Origin of the sequence: Pararhodobacter sp., from assembly GCF_034676075.1 — a bacterium.
Taxonomy (GTDB): Bacteria; Pseudomonadota; Alphaproteobacteria; order Rhodobacterales; family Rhodobacteraceae; genus Pararhodobacter.
Genome location: NZ_JAUCCQ010000041.1, coordinates 1 through 21,392, shown reverse-complemented (window position 1 = coordinate 21,392; position 21,392 = coordinate 1). Strand labels below are relative to the sequence as shown.

Here is a 21,392-nt window from a genome sequence, read left to right as displayed (position 1 = left end):
CGTGGCGCCGGGTAAAGTCGGGGAAGCGATATACCCGGGACGCGGCCTTCGGGCCCGGTTCGGGGACGCCATCAGAATGCCGGTCAACGGCGCAGAAGGAGGGAGTTGAGACCCACGAGACGACTCGCGAGTTTTGCCGCCGACACCGGCCAGCCGCCCGCAAGGCGGAACGAGAGCCGGTGCGACAGATAAGGTTCCCGAGGCAACCCTGCCCCGAGACCGACCGGAAATCCAATCCACAGGAAGGACACCACCATGAAAAAGTTTCTTATGACCACCGCATTGGTCGGCTTCGCGGCAGGCGCCGCGCAGGCTGACGATGTGCCGCTGGGCATCATCTTCGGCTTCACCGGGCCGCTGGAATCGATCACCCCGACGATGGCCCAATCGGCCGAAATGGCGATTGCCGAGGTCAATGCCTCGGGCCTCTTCACGCTGGGCAACGTGACCTCGGTGCGCGGTGACGACGGCTGCGTCGACTCCGGCCTCGCCGTCGCCACGGCCGAACGTCTGGTGACCTCGGACCGCGTGGTCGGCATCGTCGGCGCAGATTGCTCGGGCGTCACGGGCGCCATCCTGCAAAACGTCGCCCGCCCGAACGGGATCGTGATGATCTCGCCCTCGGCGACCTCGCCCGCGCTGTCGACGGCCGAGGACGACGGCCTGTTCTTCCGCACCGCGCCGTCCGACGCCCGTCAGGGTCAGGTCGTGGCCGACATCCTGCGTGACCGCGGCGTCGAGTCGATCGCCATCTCGTACACCAACAACGACTACGGCGCGGGTCTGGCGGATTCGATCCAGGCGGCCTTCACCGAAGCGGGCGGCACCGTGACCATGGTCGCCAGCCACGAGGACGGCAAGGCGGATTACTCGGCCGAAGTCGGCGCGCTGGCGGCGGCCGGTGGCGAGGTGCTGGTCGTTGCGGGCTATGTCGACCAGGGCGGCCGCGGCATCATCCGCTCGGCGCTGGACCTCGGCGCCTTCGACACGTTCGAGCTGGTGGACGGCATGATCGGCCAGTCGCTGATCGACGCCATGGGCGACGAGATCCAGGGCTCCTACGGCCAGCTGCCCGGCGCCGACAACCCCGGCACGCAGATGTTCCAGGACCTCGCCTCGGCGGCGGGCTTCGACGGGACCTCGGCCTTCGCACCGGAATCCTATGACGCTGCGGCGCTGATGCTGCTGGCCATGGCGGCCGCCGGATCGACCGCTTCGGCGGATTACAAGGATCACGTGATGGACGTGGCCAACGCCCCGGGCGAGCAGATCTTCCCGGGTCAGCTGGCGCGCGCGCTGGAGATCATCGCCGCCGGTGGTGACGTCGATTACGTCGGCGCCTCGGCCGTGGAACTGATCGGGCCGGGCGAAAGCGCGGGCAATTACCGCGAGCTGGAGATCCAGGGCGACGAATTCGTCACCGTCCGCTTCCGCTGATGCGGCGTAAACCCTGACCTCAAGGGCAGTCCGGGCGCGGGTCCGGGCTGCCTTTTCGTAAGGATTTCCCATGATCCGTGTCGAGAATCTGCACAAGCACTTCGGGGGCTTTCACGCCGTCGACGGTGCGACGCTGCATATCGCCGAAGGGTCGATCACCGGGTTGATCGGTCCCAACGGCGCGGGCAAGACCACGCTTTTCAACGTCATCGCCGGGGTGCTGAAACCCACCTCGGGCCGGGTGACGATGGCGGGCGAGGATATCACCGGCCTCGAGCCGCACGAGCTGTTCCACAAGGGGCTGCTCAGAACCTTCCAGATCGCCCATGAGTTCCATTCCATGACCGTGCGCGAGAACCTGATGATGGTCCCGCCCCGGCAGATGGGCGAGGGGCTGGTCTCGGCCTGGTTCCAGCGCCGCAAGGTTGCGCTGGAAGACGAGGAGATCCGCCGCCGCGCCAACGAGGTGCTGGAATTCCTGACCATCAGCCATATCGCCGACGAAAAGGCCGGCAATATCTCGGGCGGGCAGAAGAAACTGCTCGAACTGGGCCGGACGATGATGACCGACGCCAAGATCGTCTTTCTGGACGAGGTCGGCGCGGGCGTGAACCGGACGCTGCTGAACACCATCGCCGATGCCATCGTGCGCCTGAACCAGGAGCGCGGCTATACTTTCGTGGTCATCGAGCACGACATGGATTTCATCGGCCGCATCTGCAACCCGGTCATCTGCATGGCCGAGGGCAAGGTGCTGGCCGAGGGCACGTTGGACGAGATCAAGGCCAACGAGGCGGTGATCGAGGCCTATCTGGGCACCGGGCTGAAGAACAAGGTGAAGGCGGAGGTCGGCCATGTCTGAACATCCCGTCCTCCCCGACCCCGAGGCCGTGCTGATCGGCGAGGCGATGACCGGCGGCTATGGCGCGGCCGACATCCTGCATTCCTGCACCATCGCCGTGGACAAGGGCCAGGTAGCGGTGATTGTCGGCCCGAACGGCGCCGGCAAATCGACCGCCATGAAGGCCGTCTTCGGCATGCTGAACCTGCGCAAGGGGCAGGTGCGGCTGAATGGCGAGGATATCACCGCGCTCTCGCCGCAGGACCGCGTGGCGCGCGGCATGGGCTTCGTGCCTCAGGTGCGCAACATCTTCCCCTCGATGACCGTCGAGGAAAACCTGGAGATGGGCGCCTTCATCCGCACCGACGATTACCGCGAGACGATGGCGCAGATCTATGACCTGTTCCCGATCCTCAAGGACAAGCGGCGGCAGGCGGCGGGCGAGCTGTCCGGCGGTCAGCGTCAGCAGGTGGCTGTCGGTCGCGCGCTGATGACCAAGCCCTCGGTCCTGATGCTCGACGAACCCACCGCCGGGGTCTCGCCCATCGTCATGGACGAACTCTTCGACCGGATCATCGAGATCGCCCGGACGGGGATTTCCATCCTGATGGTGGAACAGAACGCCCGTCAGGCGCTGGAGATCGCCGACAAGGGCTATGTGCTGGTTCAGGGCGCCAACCGCTACACCGATACCGGGCAGGCGCTTCTCGCCGATCCCGAGGTGCGGCGCAGCTTCTTGGGGGGCTGAGCGATGCGATACCTCCTGCTGGGCCTGCTGCTCGCCGCGCCTGCCCCCGCTTTGGCCGAAAGCCAGCGCGACGGGTTCACCTGCGCGGTCCTCAGGACCTGCGATCTGCTCGGCACCTGCACCGAGGGGGGCGAGGGGTTCGACCTCGCCTTCCTCGGCGGCGGGCTGGAGGTCGCCATGAACGGCGACCACCTGAGCCCCGCCTATGACGGGGTGCTGCAGACCGCCGCCTGGGAAAGCGCGGGCCGCATCTACCAGCTTCGTTTCACCGGCGATGGCGCCGGCCTGCTGACCGCCTCGCCGGTGGAAGGCAGCGCCGAGGAGGCCACGCTGATGACCATCCACTGTTCGCCCGAATGACGCGCGTCGCGGGAAAGGCAAACGCATGGACCTTCTGAGCGCCCTGCTTTCGCTGGGCAAATCCACCCTATTCAGACCCGTGTCCCATGGGCGCCTGCTGGTGCTGGGTGCGCTGTTGACCCCCGGCGCGGCGCTGGCCTTGCAAACGGCGGAATGCCGTTTCGACCAGCGCTGTGACGCCGATGGCCTGTGCCAGAGTGCCGAAATCGTGGCCAGCCTGGAGCGCAGCACGCCGATTGACGCGGTGATCGGCTTCCGGCTGGGCGAGGCAGACCTGGGTCTGCATTTCCTCAGCACTGAATCCGGTCGCGTGGTGCTGGGGGGCGAGCATGACGCCGGGGCCTTCGCGCTCAGCGTCGATGTGTCCGGCGCGAATGCCGAGCTTCTGTCCCTCGGCCTCGACGGTGCGACCGAGTGGCTGCTGCACGGCGCGTGCGGGGAGTTTCGGGATGCCTGACACAGACATCACCCAGGCCCGCCTCACGGATCGGCACCAGATGCCGGCCTCGTTCCCCATCGAAACCGGAAAGGCTTCGACATGGATTTCCTGAACGCCCTGGTTCTTCTGGGCAATTTCGTCCTCATCCCGGCCGTCTCCTATGGCAGCCAGCTGGCGCTCGGCGCGCTGGGCATCACGCTGGTCTACGGCATCCTGCGCTTTTCGCATTTCGCGCATGGCGATGTGATGGCCTTCGGCACCATGGCGGTGATCCTCTGCACCTGGTGGCTGCAATCGCTCGGCGTCTCCATCGACCCGCTTCCGACCGCGCTGCTGGCGCTGCCGGTGGGGATCGTGGTGACGGCCCTGCTGCTGCTGGGGGTCGACCGATCCGTCTATCGCTTCTATCGAAAGGTGCGCGCGGCGCCGATCGTCGTGGTGATGGCCTCGCTCGGTGTCATGTTCGTGGTGAACGGGCTGACCCGCCTGGTCATCGGCCCCGATGACCAGAACTTCGCCGATGGCGCGCGGTTCCTGTTCACCGTGCGCGACTTCCGCGACGCGACGGGGCTGGCCGAGGGGCTGGGGATCCGCTGGTCGCAGCTGATCACCATCTCGGTGACGCTGGTCGTGGTCGGCGCGCTCTTCTGGTTCCTGAACCGGACCCGGACCGGCAAGTCGATGCGGGCCTTTTCGGACAACGAGGATCTGGCGCTGCTGTCGGGCATCAATCCCGAACGGGTGGTGACGGTGACCTGGCTGATCGTCGCGGTGCTGGTGACGGTGGCGGGCACGCTCTATGGCCTGGACAAGAGCTTCAAGCCCTTCACCTATTTCCAGCTGCTGCTGCCGATGTTCGCCGCCGCCATCCTGGGCGGTCTGGGGAATCCGCTGGGCGCTGTGGCGGGGGCCTATGTCATCGCCTTGAGCGAGGTGGGCGTCACCTATGCCTTCCGCAAGTTCTTTGAGTATCTCCTGCCCGAGAGCCTCGAGCCGCACGGGCTGATGCAACTCCTCTCCACCGACTACAAGTTCGCGGTCAGCTTCGTGCTGCTGGTGCTTGTGCTGCTGTTCCGCCCGACCGGGCTCTTCAAGGGGCAATCCGTATGAGCGCGAAGAACACATCCTACTTCCTGATCATGGCGGTGCTGCTGGTGCTGGTCGGCTGGCTGCAAAGCCCCTCGGTCGCCATGGGTCTGGTCAACATGTGCCTGATCTCGGCGATCATGGCGCTGGGCGTGAACATCCAATGGGGCTACGCCGGGCTCTTCTCGGTCGGCACGATGGGCTTCGTCGCGCTGGGCGGGGTTGCCACGGTGCTGACCTCGATGCCGCCGGTGCATGACGCCTGGGCGGCGGGGGGCCTCAGGGCGATCTTCGGCATCCTGATCGGGGTGGCGGCCATCGCGCTGGGCGTGGTGGTCTACCGGCGGATGCAGAAGGGCTGGAGCCGGGCGCTGGTGCTGCTGGTCGTGGTGGTCGGCGGCTTCTTCCTCTACCGCGCGGTGCTGGACCCGGCGGTCGACGCCATCGAGGGCACCAACACCGCCGTGGCGGGCTATCTGGGCGGCGCCGGTCTGCCGATCTTCGCCAGCTGGATCGTGGGCGGCCTGCTGGCGGCGGGCGCGGCCTGGGTGATCGGCAAGGTCAGCCTGGGGCTCAGGTCCGACTACCTGGCCATCGCCACGCTGGGCATCGCCGAGACGATCATCGCCGTCCTGAAGAACGAGGATTGGCTGTCGCGCGGCGTGCGCAACGTGAACGGCCTGCCGCGCGCGCCGATCCCCTACGAGGTCAGCCTGCAGAGCAACCCTGATTTCATCGCCTGGGCCTCGTGGTTCGGGCTGGCCCCGGCCGAGGCCTCGTCCCTCTTCGTGAAGGCCTGTTTCGCGCTGACCTTCATCGTGGTGCTCGGCGTCATCATGTGGCTCAGCGAACGCGCCTGGCGCTCGCCCTGGGGCCGGATGATGCGGGCCATCCGCGACAACGAGACGGCGGCGCGGGCCATGGGCAAGGACGTGACGAAGCGCCATCTGCAGGTCTTCATCCTGGGCTCGGCGGTCTGCGGCATCGCCGGGGCGATGCTGACCACGCTGGACGGGCTGTTCACGCCGGGCTCCTACCAGCCTTTGCGCTTCACCTTCCTGATCTGGGTGATGGTGATCGTCGGTGGGTCCGGCAACAACTGGGGCGCCGTGCTGGGCGGCTTCCTGATCTGGTTCCTCTGGGTCGAGGTCGAGCCGATCGGCCTGTGGCTGATGGGCTGGATCACCGCGCCCCTGCCCGAGGACAGCTTCCTGCGCGCACACCTGCTGGACAGCGCGGCGCATATGCGGCTCCTGACCATGGGGCTGATCCTGCTCTTGGTCCTGCGCTTCGCGCCACGGGGGCTGATCCCGGAAAAATAGCGTTGTCCGGTGCGTGACAGGGAAGGGCCCGTGCCGGTGGTACGGGCCCTTTTCCGTTCGGGCCTCGGCTCGGTGGGATGAAATCCCACCCTACGGGGGCGGGGAATGGTGCGTGCAAGCACGCACCCTACGGGAGCGACCCTCACCATGGTCCCGCCCGGCGGCACGCCGGGCAGCGCCCGCACCGCCCCCCCCGGGGCGGGCGCTTCTCGCCCACTCCGGCGGTTCGGGCGCCGCCCTTGTCGCGGCGAGGCGACGCCAGCACGCACCCCAAAAGGCTCAGGCGCCGCCTTCTGCCTCGGTGCAGACCACCAGGATCCGGGCATCGACCGCCCCGGCCGAGGCATAGAGATGCCCGCGCGAACTGTCGAAATAGAGCGAATCGCCCTGCCTGAGCAGCACCGGCGCCTTGCCCTCGGCGAAGACCGTGACCGCGCCTTCCAGAACCAGCAGGAATTCCTGCCCCGGATGACGGACGAAATCGTCGAAATCCATCAGGTCATGAGCCTTGAGCGTGCCCATCATCGGCACCATCGCCTTGTTGCGGATCTCGGGGAACAGCATTTCGTAGACGTAGTTCCGCGTCTCCTGCTTCTGGAACACGCCCTTCGGCGCCACCGCGAAACTGCCCGGAGCGAAGACCGCGCCCTCGGCGGTGAAGAACTCGGCCATGTCCACGCCGATCCCCCGCGCCAGCGAGAGCATCCGGTCATAGGTCAGCGACATAAGCCCCCGTTCGGCCTTGGAAATGGTCGAGACGGCCAGACCCGAACGTTCCGCCAGCTGCGCCAGCGTCCAGCCGCGGGCAAGGCGCAACTCCTTCAACCGGCTGCCGAATTCGGCGCGCTGGCTGTCTGCCATCTCGGTCGGGTCGGGGCGGGCCAAGGCGCGATTTCTGGGCGGCATGCCCCGATCATACGCGCAACCATGACGCGCGCAATTAATTTTCGTATCGGAAAAATTCCTCTTTCTGATGCGAAAAACCGTGTTAGCGTGAGGCAAAGGGGAAGGCGCGCGATGGGCTCAGCGGGACAGCACAGAGGGATCGTCGTGATCGGCGCCGGGATCGCCGGGGCCTCGGTCGCGGCCGAACTGGCGGCGGCGGGACAGGATGTGCTGCTGCTGGAACGCGAAAGCGCGCCGGGCTACCACACCACCGGCCGCTCGGCCGCGCTGTATACCCCCAGCTACGGCCCGCCGGTGATCCGGGCGCTGACCCGCGCCTCGGCCGGGGCCTTCAGCGCCCCCCCCAGCGCCGAACGTCCCTATCCGCTGTTGCGTCCCCGGGACGTGCTGTTCGTCGCCAATGCCGATCAGGGCGCCAGCCTCGAGGCCGCGGCCGCCGACTTGCCGGTCACCCGCATCAGCGCCGCTGAGGCCCGGGCGATGCTGCCGCTCCTGCGCGAGGATTACCTCGCAGGCGCGCTGCATGACGCGGGATCGGCCGATATCGACGTCGAGGCGTTGCACCGCCAGTTCCTGCGCGCGCTGACCACTCATCGCGGTGAGCTGCGGCTCAAGACAGAGGTGACGGGCATCACCCGCGAGGGCAACGGTTGGCGGATCGAGACTCCGCAGGGCGAGATCACGGCCGAGATGCTGGTCAATGCCTCGGGCGCCTGGGCCGACGTAATCGCCCGGATGGCCGGGGTGGCGCCCGTGGGTCTGGTGCCGAAGCGGCGCACGGCAATGCTGGTGGCGCCGCCTGCCGGGCAGAATGTCGACGACTGGCCGATGGTCGTGGACATCGACGAGACCTTCTATCTGCGCCCCGACGCGGGCAAGCTGTTGCTGTCGCCCGCCGACGAGACGCCGTCCGAGCCCTGTGACGCCCAGCCCGACGAGTGGGATGTGGCCCTCTGCATCGACCGGGTGCAGCAGGCGGTGGACCTGCCGGTGCGGCGGATCGAGCATAAATGGGCGGGGCTCCGCTCCTTCGTTGCCGACAAGGCGCCGGTCGTGGGGCATGCGCCCGATGCCCCGGGCTTCGTCTGGGTGGCGGGGCAGGGGGGCTACGGCATCCAGACCGCGCCCGCCATGGGGCGCACCGCCGCGGCGCTGGCCCTTGGCCAACCGATCCCGCAGGATATCGCCGATCAGGGGGTCCGGGCCGAGGCCCTCGCCCCCCGCCGACAGGCGCTTGCCGCATGATCTGGGTTGTCCCCCTTGTCGGCGCGCTGCTGCTGGGCTCGGGCCTGGCCATCGCCTATGTCATCGGCGGCGCCACGGTGCTGGCCTTCTTCGCCGCCGGGCAGGAGCGCTACCTCGCCGTCCTGCCGCAGCAGATCTTCTCCAAGATCGACGTCTTCGCCTTGATGGCGATGCCGCTTTTCATCCTGGCAGGCGAGATCATGAACCGCGGCGGCGTCACCCGGGTGCTGATCCGGCTGGCCATGGTCATGGTCGGGCGCGTCCGGGGCGGTCTGGGGCATGTGAACGTGCTGACCTCGGTCTTCTTCGCCGGGATCTCGGGCTCGGCCGTGGCCGACAGCGCGGCGGTGTCGAACACGCTGGTCCCGGCGATGACCGAACAGGGCTACAAGCTGCCCTATGCCGGGGCGATCACCGCGGCATCCTCGATCATCGGGCCGATCGTGCCACCCTCGATCATCATGATCTTCTACGGCGCGCTGATGGGCACCTCGGTCACCGCGCTCTTCATCGCCGGGATCGTGCCGGGCCTGTTGCTGGCCGCGGCGCTGATGGCCACGAATAGCTTCTATGCCTGGCGCGACGACCACCCGCGCCTTTCGCGCGAGGAAATCCCGCCGCTGCTGCCCACGGTCCTGAACGCGCTGCCGGCGCTGGGCATTCCGCTGATCATCGTTGGTGGCATCGTGCTGGGCTGGATGACACCGACCGAGGCCGCCGCCGTCGCCGTTGTCGCCGCCACGCTGGCGGGCATGTTCTACGAGCGTCTGGCGCTGGGCCAGATGGTCGAGGCGCTCAGGCGTACGGCGATGCTGTCGGGCTCGATCTTCATGATCATCTGCGCGGTCTCGGCACTGGGCTATCTGGGCGCGCTGGAGCGCCTGCCCGAGGCCATCGCCGGGATGGTGACCGAGATGGGGCTGGGCCCGGTCGGCTACATGATCCTCCTGAACCTGATCTTCCTGGCGGCGGGCATGGTGCTGGACATCCCCGTGGCGCTGGCGCTGCTGGTGCCGCTGCTGGCGCCCGTCGCCATCGAGCAGGGCGCCGATCCCGTGCATCTGGGGATCGTGCTGTGCTTCAACCTCTGCATCGGCCTGATTTCGCCGCCGCTGGGCGGGTGCCTCTTGATCGTGTCGACGGTGACGGGGCTCAATTACTGGCGGCTGGCGCGGGCGGTGCTGCCGTTCCTGCTGGTCGAGATTGTGGTGCTGGGGGTGCTGATCTGGCTGCCCGAAGTGACGCTCTGGCTGCCCCGGACCATGGGGCTGCTGGGCGAGTGACCCAAGAATGAAACCAACAAGCGGAGGTAAGACGATGAAGAAGATCCTACTCGCGGCGAGCGCACTCGCCCTGTTCGCCAGCGCCGCCACGGCGCAGATCAAGATCTCGCTCGACAGCCCGCCGGATCTGGAAGGCTCGGGCAGCTATGTCTGGGCGCATGCCTTCTCGACCTATCTGAACGAACACGGCATGGCGGCCGAGGAGTACCAGCGCGGTGCCCTGGGCGGCGATGACGAGGTGTTCGACCAGGTCAGCCAGGGGCTGGTGGAAGTGGGCCTGTCGCCCCTGGGCATCGTCGCGTCCATCGACACGCTGATCTACGGCCTGCGCCTGCCCTATTTCTTCGCCGACATGGCGGCGGTCGACCGCGCGCTCTATGACAACGGCATGCTGGCCGCGATCAACGAGGGGCTCGACGGCTCGGGCGTGCAGGTGCTGGCGGTCGATACCGTGGGCCCGGCGACCGGCATCTTCAACACGCTGCATCCCGTCACCTCGATGGCCGACATGTCGGACCTGCGGATGCGGGCGCTCGATGAAAGCCAGATCCAGCTCTATGCCGCCTGGGGCTCGACCGGGACCGTGGTCAGCTGGGCCGAGGTGCCGAACGCGCTGCAGACGGGGGTCGCCAACGGCTATCTGAACCCGGCCTTCGTGCCGCTGCTCTTCGGGCACACCGATTTCATCAAGTACTTCACCCCGGCCGAAATCTCGCCCTCGCTGCGGATCATCATCGTGTCCGAGGATTGGTACGAGGGGCTGAGCGATGCCGACCGCGCCACGGTGGATGCCGCCGCCGCCGCCGCCAACGAGGCGAACCGCACCTGGCTGGAGACCCAGACCGGGGTGATCGCCCAGCTGGAAGCGGCGGGTGTCACCATCTCGGAACTCTCGCCCGAGGCGCGGGCCGAGTTCCAGACGGCCTCGGCCACCACCTATGACCTGATCGTCACGCCCGAGCAACTTGCGCAGTGGCAGGCGGCGATCGCCGAGTAAGGCTTCTGTTGGGGAAGGACACGCGCGATGATCGGCAGGATGGCCCGGGGCCTGGACCGTGTTTCGGCACTGCTCAACACCATCGCCCTCTGGGGTGCGGTGCTGGCGGTGCTGGTCATGGTCTATGCCGCGGGCTGGCAGGTCATCGCGCGCTACATCCTCTCTGACCCGCCGATCTGGACCGAGGAAATGGCGCGCCGCGCCATGGTCTGGGCCGGGATGCTGGGCGCCTCGGCGGCGTTCCGCGCCGGGGCCGACCCGGTGCTGTTCCCGGCGATGGCCGCGTTGCGCGGCACGGCGGGCGGCGTGCTGGCCCTGATCCGGGCGCTGGGCGTCGTGCTCTTCCTGGCGCCGGTGCTCTGGTACTGCCTCTTCGGTCCCAACATGAACCTGGCGCGCGGCTTTCTCGGCCGCAGCCTCGGCCGCTCGGCCGAGATGCTGGACATCCCGATGATCTGGTTCACCGCGGCCGTGCCGGTCGCCTTCGCGCTGATCCTCGTCCATCTGCTGGCGCGGTTGGCGCTGCAGGCGACGGGCCAGCTTCCCGCCCCTGCCCGGACTGCCCCATGAAGTGCTTCATCGCCTGCCTTGCGACCGAGACGAACAGCTTTTCCCCCCTGCCCACCGGCATCGCCGCCTTCGAGGAGGGGCATGTCCACCACGGCACCGCCACGCAGGGCGCGCCCGTCTACTGGACCGGGGCGCTGCACCTGTGGCGCAAGAAGGCCGAGGCGAAGGGCTGGCAGGTGGCCGAAAGCCTCGCCGCCTTTGCCCAGCCGGGCGGGCCGACGGTGCGCAAGGTCTACGAGGATTTCCGCGACGAGATCGTCGCCGACCTGAAAGCCGCAATGCCGGTCGACGTGATCCTGCTGCAGCTCCACGGCGCGATGATCGCCGAGGGCTACCCCGATTGCGAGGGCGACCTGATCGCCGCCTGCCGCGCCGTGGCGCCGGATGCGAAGATCGGCGCGCTGCTGGACCCGCATTGCCACCTGACCGAGCAGATGCTGACCGAGGCCACGGCGATCATCTGCTTCAAGGAATATCCCCATATCGACATTCTGGAGCGCGGGGCGGAGCTGTTCGCGCTTCTCGCTGACGCGGCCGAGGGCAAGACCAACCCGGTGATGCGCGATTACGATTGCCGGATCATCATGGCCATGCCCACACCCGAAGGCCCGATGCGCGCCTTTGTCGATGCCATGACCGCACGGGAATCCGAGCCGGGGGTGCTGTCGCTGTCGCTGGCGCATGGCTTCCCCTGGGGCGACCACGAACGCACCGGGGCGCGGGCGCTGGCCATCACCGATGGCGACCCGGCGCTGGCGGAAAAGATGGCGCGGGAGATCGGCGAAAAGCTCTGGCGCGAGAAGGAGGCGATCTTTCAGGAGGTCCTGACCATCGATCAGGCGCTGGACAAGGCCGCCGGTCACAATCAGGGCCCTGTCGTGCTGGCCGACATGTCCGACAACGCGGGCGGCGGGGCGCCCTCGGATTCCACCTTCCTGCTGCGCGCGATCCTGGACCGCGGTCTGACCTCGGTCGCCTCGGGTATCTATTGGGACCCGGTGGTCGTCCGACTCTGCGCCGAGATCGGCGAGGGGGCGCAGCTGGCGATCCGGCTGGGCGGCAAATGCGGGCCGATGTCGGGCGATCCGCTGGACCTGAACGTCACGATCAAGCGCGTCGCCACCGGCCTCAGCCAGCGCTTCGGCACGCTGCCGGTCACTCTGGGCACCATCGCCTGGCTCTCCATCGACGCCGGCACCGGGGATGAGACGGATAATATCGACCTGATCGTCAACGACACCCGCACCCAGACCTTCCACCCCGAGGCCTTTACCCAGCTGGGCATCGACCTGTCGAAGAAGCGCCATGTCTGCGTGAAATCCTCGAACCACTACCGCGCCGGGTTTGCGCCCATCGCCTCGGTCATCATCCCCATCGCCGCGCCGGGGGCCATCACCCCCGATTTCACCGCCATCCCCTACCGCCACCGGTCGCTGACCTACTGGCCGCGCGTGGAGAACCCTTTCGCATGACCAATTCGCTGATGCAGGCCCGCGACGCCTTTCTTTCGCATTTTCCCGAACAACGGATCGAACTGGAGGGCCGCGACTGGGGCCTGATCGACACCGGCGGGACGGGCGAGGCCTTTCTGTTCCTGCCCGGCACGCTGGGCCGCGCCGATATCTTCTTCGCGCAGATCGAGGCGCTGGCGCCGCATCGCCGGGTCCTTTCGGTCAGCTATCCCGACAGCGGCGGGGTGCCGGAATGGTCGGCCTCGCTGGCCGTGCTGCTGGCGCGGTTGGGGATCGAGCGGGCGGCGGTGCTGGGCTCCTCGCTAGGCGGGTTCCTGGCGCAGTATTTTGCGGCGCAGCATCCGGGGCTGGTCAGCCATCTGTTCCCCGGCAATACGCTGGCCGATGTCGGCGCGCCGCGCACCCATCTGCCTTATTCGCTGGATCTGTGGCAGGCCCCCATCGAGGACCTGCGCGCCGGGTTCGAGACCAGCATGAGCGCCGCGCGCGCCGCCTATCCCGACTGGGCCGAGATGTTCGACCTGCTGCTGACCGAGGCCGGCGGCCGGATCCTGGAGAACGAACTCCGCGCAAGGCTCGACGCGATCAAGACCGGCCCCGTCCTGCCGCCGCTGACCAACACCGCCGACAGCGCCACGACCATCGAATCCGTGGACGACCCGCTGATCCCTCCGCCGATGCGCGACGCCGTGCGGGCGCGGAACGCCCCGGCGGCGGCGTTCCGGTTCCTCTGGGGCGGGCATTTCCCGTATCTGCTGCGCCCGGCGCTTTACAGCAACATCCTCAAGGCGCGGATGGGGCTTGAACCCCTGTCGCCCGATTGGGTGCTGACGGAAGGGATCCATCAGGCATGAGGATCCTCTCCAACGCCGATATCGCGGCTCTGCTGCCGATGGCCGAGGCAATCGACGTCATCGACACCACGATGCGCACCGTGTCGCGTGGCGATGCGCAGCTACCGCTCCGGCACGTGGTGCCGGTGGGCGGCAAGAACATGATGGGCGTCATGTCCGGCGCGCTGGGTGAGCCGATGTGCTACGGCGTGAAGCTGGTGAGTCTGTTTCCGGAAAACCCGAAGAAAGGGCTCAGCGGCCATCGCGGCGCCGTGGTGCTGTTCGAATCCGAGACCGGCGGCGCCGTGGCGATGATGGATGCGGGGCTGCTGACCGCGATCCGCACTGCTGCCGCCTCGGCGGTTGCCACACGGGCGCTGGCCCGGCCCGATGCCGCGCGGCTGACGCTGATCGGCACCGGCGAACAGGCCGAGCACCACCTTGAGGCGATGCTGGCCGTCCGGCCGATCACCCATGTCCATGTCGTCGGCCGCCGGGCCGAAGCCGCCGAGGCCTTCGCCACCCATGCCGCCGCCAGCCATCCCGGCCTGACCATGACCCATGGCACCGACGCGCAGGCTGGCGTTCGTGGCGCGGACATCATCTGCACCGTCACCAATTCCGCCACGCCGGTCCTGAAGGGCGACTGGATGGAACCGGGGCAGCACCTCAATATCGTCGGGGCCTCGGTCGCCTCGAAACGTGAGGTGGACGATGCCGTCATCCCCCGGGGCGAAGTGTTCTGCGACTACCTGCCCTCGCTCATGGCGCAGGCGGGTGAGGTGGTCGAGGGGCTGAAGGCGGGGCTCTTCGCGCCGGATCACCTGAAAGGTGAGATCGGCGCGCATCTGAACGGTGGGCCGGGACGCTCGGGTCCGCAGGCGATCACGCTCTACCGCTCGCTGGGGATCGTGGCGCAGGATCTGGCCGTCGCGCATCATGCGCTGGGCCGGGCGGCAAGCGAAGGGCGGGGGACCGAGGTTTCCCTCTGATCCGCCGCCCAGACAGGCTCAGTTGATCAGCGCGCTCAGCAGGCCGACGATGGCCACGACCTGCAGGGTCTGCACATCGACCATCACCAGCTGTCCGTTGATCACCCGGTATTCGCGGCCATAGGGCGCCGGGCCGAAGCCGTAGCCATCGCGCCAGGTCCAGCGCTCGCCATAGCGGCCGTCATCGCCGATGTTGATGGTGATGTTGGTCACGTTGGTGTCGCGACGGTGCTCCAGATGACGCCCGCCGTGGCGTTCGTCGTTCCAGCCGTGGCCGGGATTGCCGCGGCGGCCGCAAGTGTGACCGACGCATTCGGCATGCCCGCGGCCATGGGCGCGGGCGTGCGGAGGCGGGTCGGCGAAGGCCGCCGGGGCGGCGACCAGCGTGCTCATGGCGGCGATGCCGGCGATCATGACGCGGTTCATGTCTTGGTCCTTTCACAGGGGACCCGCAGCGGCGGGCCTCGGTCGCGCAAGAAACGCGAGGAAGCCCCCGAAGTTCCAGACCCGCCCCCGCCGGGCGGCGGAACTCCGCCGGGCAAAGCCTTGGGCACAGCCCTTTTCCAAGGGCCGGAGTCGCGCTATATCAGGGTCACCCCCGGCAAAGCCGGGGGCACTATCGGTGACCGGGCCCCTCTGGCGAAAGTTGCGGCGCTTTCGCGATGTCGGCACTGACGTGACAACTGCCGCGCTACGGTCATCATGTCCCCGACACCCAAGCTGCCCCCTGCCGCTGCGCCCGGCCCGGCGCATGCCCCACTGTTCCATTATTTCCGTGCCGCCCTTGTCGTCACCATCCTGGGCATCGCCCTGGGTGGCGTGCTGGGCTGGCAAAGCACCGGCACCTGGTCCGGCGCGCTGTCGACGCTGTTCATCGTCGCGGTGCTGGCGGTGCTGGAAATCTCGCTCTCGTTCGACAACGCCGTCGTCAATGCCAACAAGCTCAAGGACATGCGCCCCGAATGGCAGCGCCGTTTCCTGACCTGGGGTATCCTGATCGCCGTCTTCGGCATGCGGATCGTCTTTCCGCTGCTGATCGTGGTCATCGCCGCCCATGTCGGCCCGTGGGAGGCCCTGCGCCTGGCCGCGACCGAGCCCGACAGCTACGCCCATATCCTGGAGAACGCGCATCTGCCGATTGCGGCGTTCGGCGGCACCTTCCTGATGATGGTCGGCCTCACCTTCTTCTTCGACCATGACAAGGACATCCACTGGCTCCCCTGGCTGGAAAGCCGCATGTCGCGCTATTCGACGGTGCGCGGGATCGAGGTCGCGGTGGTGCTGGCGCTGGCGCTGGGCATCTCGCGCCTGCTGCCCGAGGTCGAGCGGCATCTCTTCACCGTTTCGGCTATCTGGGGCCTGCTGACCTTCCTGCTGGTCGAGGTCCTGTCCGGCTTCCTCGATTCGCGGCAGGCGACGCTGGCCACCGCCGCCAAGGGGGGGATCGGCGCGTTTTTGTATCTTGAGGTGCTGGATGCTTCGTTCAGTTTCGACGGGGTGATCGGCGCCTTCGCGCTCAGCCACAACCTGTTTGTCATCGCCATCGGGCTGGGCATCGGCGCGATGTACGTCCGCTCCATGACCATCATGCTGGTCGAAAAGCAGACGCTGGCGCAATACCGCTACCTCGAACACGGGGCTTTCTATGCGATCATCGCGCTGTCGGTGATCATGTATGTGCAGGCGCTGGTCGAGATTCCCGAGGTGGTGACCGGCCTTTTCGGCGCCGGGCTGATCGGCGTGGCGCTCTGGTCCTCGGTGCGGTGGAACCGGCTGCACGGGGGCGGGTGCGAATAGAGACAATTTTCCACAATTTCGGGGGTAATCCGCCAGGATTTTGCCATTGTTTCTATTTAGGAAAGGGCCATGCGCCCGATCTTCGCCCTCCCCGCCCTCGTTCTTGTCTCCGCCTGTTCGTCCGGGGGCGGCTTGCCGCCGCTTCCGGATGGCCGACCGATCACGGTTGCAGGCTATGAGACCTACACCACCACGCACAACGGCTACAGCCGGGTGCGCCGCGACTACGCGACCCCCGCCGATGCCAGCGCCATCGCCGCCTTCGAGGACAGCGATCCCGCCGATCCGGCCGGCTATCGCTCGATGATCGATCTGCAGGGCACCCCCTACGAGGGGCGCATGACGGTCGAGGTTCTGGCCGAGATCGACACGCCCAGTGGCAGCGCCACGCGGCTGGTGCGCCTGACCTCCGACCAGCAGCCCTTCTCGAACGTGCGCGACGGGGCCCTGATCGCCGCGACCGGCCGTTTCTACCTGCGCGGGGCGAATTATTCCTGGGTGACCATCGACGGCGGCCCGATGCTGCAAGGCTCGGATGCCGAAGGGCTGGTCAACATGGAAATCGACTTCGACGCCGAGACGGTCAGCCTGAACCTGCGCACCGGCGTCACCGCCGATTCCCAGGTCCGCATGGAGATCGAGGCCGAGGACGTGCCGCTCAACATCATCACCGGCGCCTATGGCGACGGAGTCACGATCCGCGTCTGGGATCCGAACAGCCCCGACATCCTGGCCGTGGACGGCACCCTGCGCGGCTCGCTGGGGGGGACGCCCACCTATGACAACGGCATGAACGAGCTGTCGACCTCGGGCCTCTATCAGGCCGATGGCACGGATACGGCGACCGGTCGTCAGGTGACGGTGGATGGTGCCTTTGTCGGAGTGGATCCGAATGCCTTCCCTCGTCCGTAAGGCACTCGCCCTTCTGGTGATGCTCTGCCTCGGCCTGACGGTGCTGGCGCCACGGGCGGGGGCGGATGCCTTCGACCGGGCGCGGCTGGCGCCGCTGGCGTCGAGCGAGCGGCTGAGGCTGCTCACTCTGGCGCGCGCTCAGGACACCCGCCGCGCGCCCCCCGCCTATACCAACGCCCTGCGCCGCGCCCTGCGCGATACCGGCTTTTACAACGAGGGCGGGGCCGAACTGATGGACCGCTCCCTGCGGTTCAGCCCGATCCTGACCTGGGATGACAACATCAACGGCGGCTATTTCCACGACCGGCTGGTCATCGGCGGGCTGATCTTCGACGCGGACCCCGCAAGCCGCGCCCGCGCCGGGCTGATGCTGGGCGGACGGCTGGATGCCACCGCGCGGCTCTCCTGGGCCGAGGGGCGGATCATCGACCTGCGCGCCATGGCCGAAATCGCCTGGTCGCCGGTGCATGACATCGGCCGCGGTGCCGCCGGGGTCGAAGCCTGCGCGCGCAACCATGTCACCGGCTGGACCTTCGTCGATGTCTGCGCCTCGGCCTCGGCCAGCCGTCGGGCGCTGACCGAAGGCAGCTCGACCGGGATATCGGCCGCGCTGGTGCATCTGTTCTCGACCGCCGAGGCCGCGCATCAGATCAGCCTGGAAGTGGACCGCCGGGCGCTGGACGCGGGCCAGCAGACCGGCGCCACGCTGGGCTGGTCGGCGGTCTGGAACGGCGCCGTCACCGAGCTCGCGCTCGGCACCGCCACGCCCATCGCGGGCGCCACCGCCACGCGGGGCCGGATCGGCGCGCGCGTCGGCTTCCTGTGGCGCGACCGCCCGGTCTCGGTCAGCGCCTGGCATGTGCAGGCCTCGGGCGGGATGCTGCTGGGCATGGCGCGCGAGGATCATGTGACGGGTCTGGGCCTGTCGATCGAGGCCCGGCGCGGCATGAGCATCGAGGTCACGCATCAGGTCACCACCTCGACCATCGCGCTGTTCGAGGACAACCGGACCGGGCTTTCGGTGCGATTCCGCCTGGGTCAGCGCTGAGTCGCGGCAGCGCGGCAAGACGGGAATTCCGGCGCGGCGCGGAGTCGGAGGACAACCATTCCTGTTGTGCTGGATTTGGAACAATTTTCTCCCATCCGGCGCCGTTCAGCCCCTGAATCCTCCTTGTTTCGCCGGTTATCTTGCTGTTTGGAGGAAATTTTTCCATCTTGAGCCTCAACCCCGGAGGCTTCGATGCAGCATTTCCCGATCTTCCTCGATCTGGCTGACCGCAAGGTCGTCATCGCCGGTAGCGGTGCCTTCGCGCTGGCCAAGCTCCGCCTTCTGCTGAAGACCGAAGCCCGGCTGCACCTTTTCGCCGAGGCGCCCGAGGCCGATCTGGAAGCGACGGCCACGGCCCATGGCGTCCCGCTGATCCGCCGTGCCCCCGAGGCCGCCGACCTGACCGGCGCCGCGCTGGCCTATGGCGCGCATGGCGATGCCGAGGCCGATGCGCGCCTCGCCCGGCTGGCGCGGGCCGCGGGGGTGCTGGTCAATGTGGTCGACAACCTCGAAGGCAGCGATTTCATCACCCCGGCGATCGTCGACCGCGATCCTGTGACCATCGCCATCGGCACCGAAGGCGCCGCGCCGGTGCTGGCCCGCGCCCTGAAGACCGATCTGGAAGAGCGTCTGCCGCAGGGTCTGGGCCCGCTCGCCCGCGCTGGCAAGCTGTTCCGCGCCCGGGCCGAGGCCCTGCCGCAGGGTCGCGCCCGCCGCGATTTCTGGGCCGACTATTACTTCCGCACCGGGCCCGAGGTTCTGGCCGGGGCGGGTGAAGAACTGCTCGACCACGCGCTGGAAGCCCTGCTGCGCGAGCATCTGAACGCCGAGCCCGAGCCGGGCCGCGTCGATCTGGTCGGCGCCGGTCCCGGCGATCCCGAGCTGATGACGCTGAAAGCCCGCCGCCTGCTGGATGCCGCCGATGTGGTGATCCATGACCGGCTGGTCCCCGCCGCGATCCTGGAACTGGCGCGGCGCGAGGCCGAGTTCATCGCCGTCGGCAAGGAAGGGTTCGGCCCCTCGACCCCGCAGGACGAGATCAACGCCCACATGATCTGCCACGCCGCCGCCGGGCTGCGCGTGGTGCGGCTGAAAGGCGGCGATGCCTCGGTCTTCGGCCGTCTGGACGAGGAAACCGAGGCGCTGACCGAGGCCGGGATCGACTGGTCCGTGACGCCCGGCATCACCGCTGCCAGCGCTGCCGCTGCCGCCATCGGTGCCAGCCTGACCCGCCGGGGCCGCAACAGCGATCTGCGGCTGCTGACCGCGCAGGATGTGCAGGGCTACGCCGACCATGACTGGCGCGCGCTGGCCCGGCCGGGTGCCGTCGCCGCGATCTACATGGGCAAGCGCGCCGCGCGCTTCGTGCAGGGGCGGCTGATCATGCACGGCGCCGATGCCGACACCCCGGTCACGCTGGTGGAAAACGTCTCGCGCCCCGATCAGCGGATCGTCACCGCGACGCTGGCCGACCTGCCCGCCACGCTGGCCGAGGCCGCCTTCACCGGCCCCGTTATCACCCTCTTCGGCCTCGCGCCCGCCAAGGCCGCCGCCGTTCTTCCCGCCCTACTCGAGGAATTCGCCTGATGTCCCGCGCGCCCCAGACCCATGTCGTCACCGCCAACGCCCTGATCGAGGGCGACGTGGTCTATCTGACCGCGGCCGAGGGCTGGACCCGGGACCTGAAGCAGGCCCAGGCCTTTGACGACAAGGACGAGGCCGAGGCGGCGCTGGCCAAGGCTGCGAAGCGCGGCAATGAGGTGGTCGGCTGTTACCTCGCCGAGGTCCGCCTGACCGCCCAGGGCATCGAACCCACCCATTTCCGCGAGGATTTCCGCCGCCGCGGCCCCTCGAACTATGCCCACGGCAAGCAAGCTGCGGCCTGAGGACAGATCCATGTACGTCTACGACGATTTCGACACCGCGTTTCTGAAGGAACGCAACCGCCAGTTCCGCGAACAGGTCGCCCGCCGCATCGACGGCTCCTTGACCGAGGACGAGTTCCGCCCGCTCCGGCTGATGAACGGCCTCTACCTGCAACTCCATGCCTATATGCTGCGCGTGGCCGTCCCCTATGGCACGCTGAACCCCAACCAGCTGCGCAAGCTGGCCGAGATCGCCGACCGCTGGGACGAAGGCTATGGCCATGTCACCACCCGCCAGAACGTGCAGTTCAACTGGCCGAAGCTGACCGATGTGCCGGACATGCTGGAAGCGCTGGGCGAGGTCGGGCTGCATGCGATCCAGACCTCGGGCAACACGATCCGCAACGTGACCTCGGATCATTTCGCCGCCGCTGCGGCCGAGGAAATCGCCGATCCCCGCCCCTATGCCGAACTCATCCGCCAATGGTCCACCGACCACCCGGAATTCCAGTTCCTGCCGCGCAAGTTCAAGGTGGCGGTGACGGGGTCCGAGATCGACCGCGCCGTGACCAAGGCGCATGACATCGGCCTGCGCATGGTCCGCCGCGACGGTGCTGAGGGGTTCGAGGTGATCGTCGGCGGCGGCCTCGGCCGGACGCCGATGATCGGCAAGGTGCTGCGCGACTTCCTGCCGGTGGCCGATCTGCTGCCCTATCTGGAGGCCGTGGTCGGCACCTACAACCTGCTCGGCCGTCGCGACAACAAGTACAAGGCCCGCATCAAGATCACCGTGCATGAGAACGGGATCGACACGGTCCGCGATCTGGTCGAGGCCCGCTTCGCCGAGATCGCGCCGCAGTTCGACACCGCCGAAACGCTGGCCGCGCTGGCCCGCATCCAGGGGATGTTCCGCGCGCCCGAATTCCGCCAGGCCTCGGACCTCGCCTATCAGGCGGCCTATGGCGCGGACCCGGTGTTCCGCGCCTGGGCCGATACCAACCTGCACGCCCACAAGGCCGAGGGGCACGCCATCGTCACCATCTCGCTGAAAGCGCATGGCGAGACGCCCGGCGACATGACCTCGGACCAGATGCGGCTGATCGCCGATCTTGCGGAACGCTATGGCTATGGCGAGATCCGCCTCAGCCACGAGCAGAACGTGATCCTGCCGCATGTGGCGCTGGCCGATCTGCCGGCGGTGCACAAGGCGCTGAAAGGGCGGGGGCTGGCCACGGCGAA

22 protein-coding genes are annotated in these 21,392 nt (G+C 67.9%); 20 read left to right on the top strand and 2 right to left on the bottom strand.

Translation table 11 applies throughout. From position 1 onward, the window contains the following. Positions 1 to 255: 255 nt before the first annotated feature. The 7 genes from VDQ18_RS12735 to VDQ18_RS12705 all read left to right on the top strand — a co-directional run bounded on the left by VDQ18_RS12735 (position 256) and on the right by VDQ18_RS12705 (position 6,233). Positions 256 to 1,437, top strand: coding sequence for an ABC transporter substrate-binding protein (locus tag VDQ18_RS12735; protein WP_323021314.1), 1,182 nt, complete (start codon positions 256 to 258; stop codon positions 1,435 to 1,437). A gap of 70 nt (positions 1,438 to 1,507) precedes the next feature. Then, positions 1,508 to 2,299, top strand: coding sequence for an ABC transporter ATP-binding protein (locus VDQ18_RS12730; protein ID WP_323021313.1), 792 nt, complete (start codon positions 1,508 to 1,510; stop codon positions 2,297 to 2,299). Beyond that, positions 2,292 to 3,026: an ABC transporter ATP-binding protein gene (locus tag VDQ18_RS12725; protein ID WP_323021312.1), complete on the top strand. Its 735-nt coding sequence runs from the start codon at positions 2,292 to 2,294 to the stop codon at positions 3,024 to 3,026. The genes VDQ18_RS12730 and VDQ18_RS12725 overlap by 8 nt, the downstream gene beginning before the upstream one ends. A 3-nt stretch (positions 3,027 to 3,029) precedes the next feature. Continuing rightward, the gene (locus VDQ18_RS12720) at positions 3,030 to 3,386 is read left to right on the top strand and encodes a hypothetical protein (protein WP_323021311.1); all 357 of its coding nucleotides are present in this window, start codon (positions 3,030 to 3,032) and stop codon (positions 3,384 to 3,386) included. Positions 3,387 to 3,411: 25 nt separating this feature from the next. Beyond that, positions 3,412 to 3,843: a hypothetical protein gene (locus VDQ18_RS12715; RefSeq protein WP_323021310.1), complete on the top strand. Its 432-nt coding sequence runs from the start codon at positions 3,412 to 3,414 to the stop codon at positions 3,841 to 3,843. 81 nt (positions 3,844 to 3,924) lie between these two features. Continuing rightward, positions 3,925 to 4,935: a branched-chain amino acid ABC transporter permease gene (locus VDQ18_RS12710; RefSeq protein WP_323021309.1), complete on the top strand. Its 1,011-nt coding sequence runs from the start codon at positions 3,925 to 3,927 to the stop codon at positions 4,933 to 4,935. Continuing rightward, a complete protein-coding gene (locus tag VDQ18_RS12705) occupies positions 4,926 to 6,233 on the top strand; it encodes a branched-chain amino acid ABC transporter permease (protein ID WP_416235104.1) in 1,308 nt (435 codons plus the stop codon). The genes VDQ18_RS12710 and VDQ18_RS12705 overlap by 10 nt, the downstream gene beginning before the upstream one ends. A gap of 279 nt (positions 6,234 to 6,512) precedes the next feature. Here the strand turns inward: VDQ18_RS12705 and VDQ18_RS12700 are convergent, their stop codons facing one another. Further along, positions 6,513 to 7,139, bottom strand: coding sequence for an XRE family transcriptional regulator (locus VDQ18_RS12700; RefSeq protein ID WP_323021307.1), 627 nt, complete (start codon positions 7,137 to 7,139; stop codon positions 6,513 to 6,515). Positions 7,140 to 7,250: 111 nt separating this feature from the next. On the opposite strand from VDQ18_RS12700, the gene VDQ18_RS12695 reads away from it, so the two are divergent. Genes VDQ18_RS12695 through VDQ18_RS12665 form a run of 7 tightly spaced genes read left to right on the top strand, consistent with a single transcriptional unit; the run spans position 7,251 to position 14,531 of the window. Further along, the gene (locus VDQ18_RS12695) at positions 7,251 to 8,384 is read left to right on the top strand and encodes an FAD-binding oxidoreductase (protein ID WP_323021306.1); all 1,134 of its coding nucleotides are present in this window, start codon (positions 7,251 to 7,253) and stop codon (positions 8,382 to 8,384) included. After that, positions 8,381 to 9,667, top strand: coding sequence for a TRAP transporter large permease (locus tag VDQ18_RS12690; RefSeq protein ID WP_323021305.1), 1,287 nt, complete (start codon positions 8,381 to 8,383; stop codon positions 9,665 to 9,667). Before VDQ18_RS12695 ends, VDQ18_RS12690 begins: the two co-directional genes overlap by 4 nt. Positions 9,668 to 9,701: 34 nt before the next feature. Further along, on the top strand, positions 9,702 to 10,664 hold the full coding sequence (locus VDQ18_RS12685) for a TRAP transporter substrate-binding protein DctP (RefSeq protein WP_323021304.1): 963 nt from the start codon (positions 9,702 to 9,704) through the stop codon (positions 10,662 to 10,664). Between the two features lie 27 nt (positions 10,665 to 10,691). After that, a complete protein-coding gene (locus VDQ18_RS12680) occupies positions 10,692 to 11,234 on the top strand; it encodes a TRAP transporter small permease (protein WP_323021303.1) in 543 nt (180 codons plus the stop codon). Beyond that, a complete protein-coding gene (locus VDQ18_RS12675) occupies positions 11,231 to 12,706 on the top strand; it encodes a M81 family metallopeptidase (RefSeq protein ID WP_323021302.1) in 1,476 nt (491 codons plus the stop codon). Before VDQ18_RS12680 ends, VDQ18_RS12675 begins: the two co-directional genes overlap by 4 nt. Next, complete coding sequence (locus VDQ18_RS12670; RefSeq protein ID WP_323021301.1) at positions 12,703 to 13,560, top strand: alpha/beta hydrolase; 858 nt, start codon at positions 12,703 to 12,705, stop codon at positions 13,558 to 13,560. The genes VDQ18_RS12675 and VDQ18_RS12670 overlap by 4 nt, the downstream gene beginning before the upstream one ends. Continuing rightward, complete coding sequence (locus VDQ18_RS12665; RefSeq protein ID WP_323021300.1) at positions 13,557 to 14,531, top strand: ornithine cyclodeaminase family protein; 975 nt, start codon at positions 13,557 to 13,559, stop codon at positions 14,529 to 14,531. Before VDQ18_RS12670 ends, VDQ18_RS12665 begins: the two co-directional genes overlap by 4 nt. An 18-nt stretch (positions 14,532 to 14,549) precedes the next feature. Here the strand turns inward: VDQ18_RS12665 and VDQ18_RS12660 are convergent, their stop codons facing one another. Beyond that, entirely contained in the window at positions 14,550 to 14,957 is a 408-nt protein-coding gene (locus tag VDQ18_RS12660; RefSeq protein ID WP_323021299.1) for a hypothetical protein, read from the bottom strand. A gap of 276 nt (positions 14,958 to 15,233) precedes the next feature. On the opposite strand from VDQ18_RS12660, the gene VDQ18_RS12655 reads away from it, so the two are divergent. From VDQ18_RS12655 to VDQ18_RS12630, 6 genes are all read left to right on the top strand, one after another. Beyond that, positions 15,234 to 16,328 carry a DUF475 domain-containing protein gene (locus tag VDQ18_RS12655; protein WP_323021298.1) on the top strand — a complete coding sequence of 365 codons (1,095 nt, stop codon included), beginning with the start codon at positions 15,234 to 15,236 and terminating at the stop codon, positions 16,326 to 16,328. 132 nt (positions 16,329 to 16,460) lie between these two features. Then, entirely contained in the window at positions 16,461 to 17,240 is a 780-nt protein-coding gene (locus tag VDQ18_RS12650; RefSeq protein WP_323021297.1) for a hypothetical protein, read from the top strand. After that, complete coding sequence (locus tag VDQ18_RS12645) at positions 17,221 to 18,288, top strand: hypothetical protein (RefSeq protein ID WP_323021296.1); 1,068 nt, start codon at positions 17,221 to 17,223, stop codon at positions 18,286 to 18,288. The genes VDQ18_RS12650 and VDQ18_RS12645 overlap by 20 nt, the downstream gene beginning before the upstream one ends. A gap of 192 nt (positions 18,289 to 18,480) precedes the next feature. Continuing rightward, positions 18,481 to 19,875 carry a siroheme synthase CysG gene (gene cysG / locus VDQ18_RS12640; RefSeq protein ID WP_323021295.1) on the top strand — a complete coding sequence of 465 codons (1,395 nt, stop codon included), beginning with the start codon at positions 18,481 to 18,483 and terminating at the stop codon, positions 19,873 to 19,875. Further along, the gene (locus VDQ18_RS12635; RefSeq protein WP_323021294.1) at positions 19,875 to 20,174 is read left to right on the top strand and encodes a DUF2849 domain-containing protein; all 300 of its coding nucleotides are present in this window, start codon (positions 19,875 to 19,877) and stop codon (positions 20,172 to 20,174) included. The genes cysG and VDQ18_RS12635 overlap by 1 nt, the downstream gene beginning before the upstream one ends. Before the next feature lie 10 nt (positions 20,175 to 20,184). After that, the coding region (locus VDQ18_RS12630; RefSeq protein WP_323021293.1) for a nitrite/sulfite reductase at positions 20,185 to 21,392 on the top strand (1,208 nt) is incomplete at its 3' end.

Coding starts and splice junctions, on each gene's coding strand:
- VDQ18_RS12635 (WP_323021294.1), top strand. CDS start 19,875: ATGTCCCGCGCGCCCCAGACCCATGTCGTCACCGCCAACGCCCTGATC.
- VDQ18_RS12690 (WP_323021305.1), top strand. CDS start 8,381: ATGATCTGGGTTGTCCCCCTTGTCGGCGCGCTGCTGCTGGGCTCGGGC.
- VDQ18_RS12715 (WP_323021310.1), top strand. CDS start 3,412: ATGGACCTTCTGAGCGCCCTGCTTTCGCTGGGCAAATCCACCCTATTC.
- VDQ18_RS12660 (WP_323021299.1), bottom strand. CDS start 14,957: ATGAACCGCGTCATGATCGCCGGCATCGCCGCCATGAGCACGCTGGTC.
- VDQ18_RS12700 (WP_323021307.1), bottom strand. CDS start 7,139: ATGCCGCCCAGAAATCGCGCCTTGGCCCGCCCCGACCCGACCGAGATG.
- VDQ18_RS12695 (WP_323021306.1), top strand. CDS start 7,251: ATGGGCTCAGCGGGACAGCACAGAGGGATCGTCGTGATCGGCGCCGGG.
- VDQ18_RS12725 (WP_323021312.1), top strand. CDS start 2,292: ATGTCTGAACATCCCGTCCTCCCCGACCCCGAGGCCGTGCTGATCGGC.
- VDQ18_RS12675 (WP_323021302.1), top strand. CDS start 11,231: ATGAAGTGCTTCATCGCCTGCCTTGCGACCGAGACGAACAGCTTTTCC.
- VDQ18_RS12645 (WP_323021296.1), top strand. CDS start 17,221: ATGCCTTCCCTCGTCCGTAAGGCACTCGCCCTTCTGGTGATGCTCTGC.
- VDQ18_RS12710 (WP_323021309.1), top strand. CDS start 3,925: ATGGATTTCCTGAACGCCCTGGTTCTTCTGGGCAATTTCGTCCTCATC.
- VDQ18_RS12720 (WP_323021311.1), top strand. CDS start 3,030: ATGCGATACCTCCTGCTGGGCCTGCTGCTCGCCGCGCCTGCCCCCGCT.
- cysG (WP_323021295.1), top strand. CDS start 18,481: ATGCAGCATTTCCCGATCTTCCTCGATCTGGCTGACCGCAAGGTCGTC.
- VDQ18_RS12735 (WP_323021314.1), top strand. CDS start 256: ATGAAAAAGTTTCTTATGACCACCGCATTGGTCGGCTTCGCGGCAGGC.
- VDQ18_RS12680 (WP_323021303.1), top strand. CDS start 10,692: ATGATCGGCAGGATGGCCCGGGGCCTGGACCGTGTTTCGGCACTGCTC.
- VDQ18_RS12665 (WP_323021300.1), top strand. CDS start 13,557: ATGAGGATCCTCTCCAACGCCGATATCGCGGCTCTGCTGCCGATGGCC.
- VDQ18_RS12670 (WP_323021301.1), top strand. CDS start 12,703: ATGACCAATTCGCTGATGCAGGCCCGCGACGCCTTTCTTTCGCATTTT.
- VDQ18_RS12730 (WP_323021313.1), top strand. CDS start 1,508: ATGATCCGTGTCGAGAATCTGCACAAGCACTTCGGGGGCTTTCACGCC.
- VDQ18_RS12655 (WP_323021298.1), top strand. CDS start 15,234: ATGTCCCCGACACCCAAGCTGCCCCCTGCCGCTGCGCCCGGCCCGGCG.
- VDQ18_RS12685 (WP_323021304.1), top strand. CDS start 9,702: ATGAAGAAGATCCTACTCGCGGCGAGCGCACTCGCCCTGTTCGCCAGC.